This is a genomic window from Pseudomonas cyclaminis, from assembly GCF_015163715.1.
GTDB lineage: Bacteria > Pseudomonadota > Gammaproteobacteria > Pseudomonadales > Pseudomonadaceae > Aquipseudomonas > Aquipseudomonas cyclaminis.
Map to the genome: position 1 here is coordinate 1 of NZ_JADDUM010000343.1, position 3,699 is coordinate 3,699.

A 3,699-nucleotide genomic window follows, 5' to 3' on the forward strand; every position below is an offset into this window, starting at 1 on the left:
CCCAGCGCGGGGCAAGCCCGCTCACCACAGTTACCAGTGTTCCTCCTTAACTGACTGGCATTGGGGGCTTTGCCCTCCCATATTTGATTGGGTTTGCAGGTCTAGATCCAGCCGCTGCTTTGCATGGCCTTGTACACCGCGACAATCGCCAACACAAAGAACGCCGTAGCCGCCAGTCGACGAATCATCGTCAGCGGCAGTTTTTCCGCGGCAAAATTCCCCGCCAGAACCACCGGCACGTTGGCAATCAGCATGCCCAGCGTGGTGCCGATAATCACCAGCCACAGCTCCGGGTATTGCGCGGCCAGCATCACCGTGGCGATCTGGGTCTTGTCACCGATTTCCGCCAGGAAGAATGCAATCAGCGTGGTCAGGAATGGCCCGAACTTGCGTGTGGTGCTGGCTTCGTCGTCATCAAGCTTGTCCGGCACCAGGGTCCATAGGGCCGTGGCGCAGAAACTCGCCGCGAGGATCCAGTGCAACACCGCGTCCGAGAAGAAACTGCCAAACCAGGCGCCCACGGCACCGGCGGCCGCATGGTTGGCCAGGGTCGCGGCGACGATGCCGGCGATGATTGGCCAGGGCTTGCGAAAGCGAGCAGCGAGAATGAGCGCGAGCAGTTGCGTCTTGTCGCCGATTTCGGCCAAGGCAACGATTGCGGTAGGAACGAGTAATGAATCCAGCATCAGGTAAGTTTCCAGGGGCGGGTCGACACGGCTATGACACGTACAGCCTTCCCGCCCCGGGTAAGGTGTTCGTGTCATAGGTCTTGTCAAACCCCGGTCCGTCTGTGCGGACTCCTGGGTCGCATACGCCATGGTCTGTTGACCAAGTATGTTGACGTATGCCGGACGAGCAAGGCGCTCGTGGGAGACTACTCCCCTAGGACGGAGCGGATTCTGCCTAGGCAAAATCCATTCGGCAAGCCTTCTTTTTCAAATAGCCATTAAGGGCGCTTGGCACGGTAGATGCGAAAACCATTGCCCTCAGCTTTGATCGCACACACGCCCAAATGCTCTTCGATCAGCGGTTGGTACTTCAGGAAACTGTTGGCAACCAGCCGAAGTTCGCCGCCTTTTGCCAGGTGTTTCGCCGCTTTTCGCAGCAGGTTCTCGGTCGCGAAATAATCGGTGTGCACCCCGACATGAAACGGTGGGTTGCTCAAAATCGCATTCAACCCCATCGGTGCAGCATCGATGCCATCACCGGTCAGCACCTCGGCCTCCAGGCCGTTGGCAGCCAGTGTCAGGCGGCTGCTGGCGGCGGCGAAGGCGTCCACGTCCAGCATCGTCACACTGTTGTGCGGGTAGCGACGTTTCACCGCAGCCCCCAGCACGCCGGCACCGCAACCGAAGTCCAGCAGATGGCCGCTCGGCAGTTTGTCCAAATGTTCCAGCAGCAACTCGGTGCCACGGTCCAGGCGACCATGGCTGAACACCCCCGGCAGGCTCACGACCTTGAGTGGGCCTTCGGCCAGCGGCACTTCAAACACTTGCGCCAGGCTTTCCAGTTCCACCGCGTGCGGCGCGTTGGCCACGGTGATCTGCCACAGCTGGCAGTGCCGTGCATTGTCGAGCTTGCGCGGTTTGCCGAACGGGATCATCTGTTTGGCGGCGCTTTCGATACCGCTTTTTTTCTCGCCGACCAGAAACAGCTCGGCGCCGGGCAGGCGTGCGGCCACGGCGTTGAGCAGGTAGTCGGTGAGATCCTTGGACTTGGGCAGGAAGATCACCGCCGCGTCGAACTCACGCTCCGGCACATTCACGCCAAATTGGCTGCGCTCGGGGAACCGCGCATCAAGCGCTGCCTGATCGCCGGCGTGCCAGCACCAGGCGTGGGCGTTGGGCAGGCGGCCCAGCAGGTCGTCGGCGGGCAAGCCCACCAGCAACAGGTTGCCTTGAAAAAGTTCGGCCTGACGAAGCAGTACTTCACTGCGCGGATCCATGGTCTGCTCCTTGAAAAGGGGCGCAGTTTATCAACTGACGACGCGCAGCGGGGCGCCGCTGAAAAAGCCCAGGGCGTTTTCCGTCAGTTGGCCGACGATGCGCTGCCGCGCTTCGCGACTGCCCCACGCATTGTGGGGGGTGACGATCAGCCGGGGAATGTCATCAGCCAGCAACGGGTTGCCGTTGACCGGTGGCTCCACACTCAGCACATCGGTGGCTGCGCCGCCCAAGTGACCGCTGCGCAAGGCATCCGCCAGGGCCTGTTCGTTGATCAAGCCACCGCGCGCCGTGTTGACCACAAATGCGCCTGGCTTGAGCAGTGCCAGCTCGCGGGCGCCGATAAAGTTGCGAGTGTGCTCGTTGAGCGGGCAGTGCAGGGTGAGCGCGTCCACCTGAGTGAGCAGCTCGTCCAGGGGGACGCGGTCTGCACGGGCAGGGCGACCCGGAATCGCACCAAGCAGCACACGCATGCCAAACGCTTCGGCCAACCGGGCTACTGCGCCACCCAGTTCACCGTGGCCCAGCAGGCCGAGGGTCTTGCCTTCCAGCTCCACAATAGGATGGTCCAGCAGGCAGAACTGCTTGGCCTGTTGCCATTTGCCGGCGGCCACGTCCCGTTGATAGTCCTTCAGGCGCGTCGCCAGGTTGAGCAGCAGCATGATCGTATGCTGCGCCACCGATGGCGTGCCGTAGCCCTGGCAATTGCTCACGGTGATGCCCTGGGCGCGGGCGGCCTCAAGGTCGACGTTGTTGGTGCCGGTGGCCGACACCAGGATCAACTTGAGTTCCGGGCAGGCCGCCAGGGTTTCGGGGTTGAGGGCAATCTTGTTGCTGATGACCACCTGGACACCTTGCAGGCGCTCGATCACATTTTGCGGCGTGGTGTCGGAGTACAAGTGCAGGTCGCTGAAGCAGCCTCTTAGACCGCTGAGGTCGAGGTCCCCCAGGTCCAGGGACGGGTGATCAAGGAAGACGGCGCGGCGATTGTTCGTCATCAACTGTACCTTTTGCGACAGGGTTCGAAGGCGTAATCTGCCGAGCCTATCAGATGAAATAATCCGTTACTTAATGGAGTGAGTATGTACGTCGCCGAGTTTTTGACCGTGGCCTTGATCCACCTGTTGGCGGTGGCCAGCCCAGGCCCGGATTTCGCCGTGGTAGTACGCGAAAGCGTGACCCATGGCCGTCGCGCCGGCACCTGGACCGCGCTGGGTGTGGGCTCGGCGATTTTCCTGCACGTGGGTTACTCGTTGCTGGGGATCGGCTTGATCGTGTCCCAGTCCATCGTGCTGTTCAATGCACTGAAATGGGCGGCGGCCGCGTACCTGCTGTACATCGGCTTCAAGGCCCTGCGCGCGCAGCCGGCCAAACCTGCCGCCGAGGGCGAATTGCACCGTGAAGCGGGCGAGCGCACGCCACGCGGCGCGTTTACGGCGGGCTTTGTGACCAATGGTCTGAACCCGAAGGCCACGTTGTTCTTCCTGTCGCTGTTCACCGTGGTGATCAACCCGCACACGCCGCTGGCCATACAGGCGGGTTACGGCGTGTACCTGGCGGTGGCGACGGCGTTGTGGTTCTGCCTGGTGGCCATGCTCTTCAGCCAACAGCGGGTGCGCGCGGGGTTTGCACGGATGGGGCATTGGTTTGATCGGACCATGGGGGCGGTGTTGATTGCGATTGGGGTGAAGTTGGCGTTTACCAGCATGAAATAATCGCTGCTCGTTCATGCGGGCAGGGTTCAAATGTGGGAGGG

General features: G+C 61.8%; 4 protein-coding genes and 1 riboswitch. Of the genes, 1 reads left to right on the forward strand and 3 read right to left on the reverse strand.

Annotated elements, in window-relative coordinates; translation table 11 throughout:
• Nucleotides 1-101 precede the first annotated feature (101 nt).
• From IQK56_RS30050 to IQK56_RS30060, 3 genes are all read right to left on the reverse strand, one after another.
• Nucleotides 102-686, reverse strand: a complete 585-nt coding sequence (locus IQK56_RS30050; protein WP_099587147.1) for a TMEM165/GDT1 family protein — start codon at nt 684-686, stop codon at nt 102-104.
• Between the two features lie 88 nt (nt 687-774).
• Nucleotides 775-896: riboswitch (yybP-ykoY riboswitch) on the reverse strand.
• Between the two features lie 50 nt (nt 897-946).
• The gene (locus tag IQK56_RS30055; protein ID WP_099587148.1) at nt 947-1,945 is read right to left on the reverse strand and encodes a class I SAM-dependent methyltransferase; all 999 of its coding nucleotides are present in this window, start codon (nt 1,943-1,945) and stop codon (nt 947-949) included.
• Between the two features lie 30 nt (nt 1,946-1,975).
• Nucleotides 1,976-2,941 carry a 2-hydroxyacid dehydrogenase gene (locus IQK56_RS30060; RefSeq protein ID WP_193863560.1) on the reverse strand — a complete coding sequence of 322 codons (966 nt, stop codon included), beginning with the start codon at nt 2,939-2,941 and terminating at the stop codon, nt 1,976-1,978.
• An 84-nt stretch (nt 2,942-3,025) separates the two neighbouring features.
• Here IQK56_RS30060 and IQK56_RS30065 point away from each other — a divergent pair, with 84 nt between their 5' ends.
• On the forward strand, nt 3,026-3,658 hold the full coding sequence (locus tag IQK56_RS30065; protein WP_025855566.1) for a LysE family translocator: 633 nt from the start codon (nt 3,026-3,028) through the stop codon (nt 3,656-3,658).
• Nucleotides 3,659-3,699: the final 41 nt, after the last annotated feature.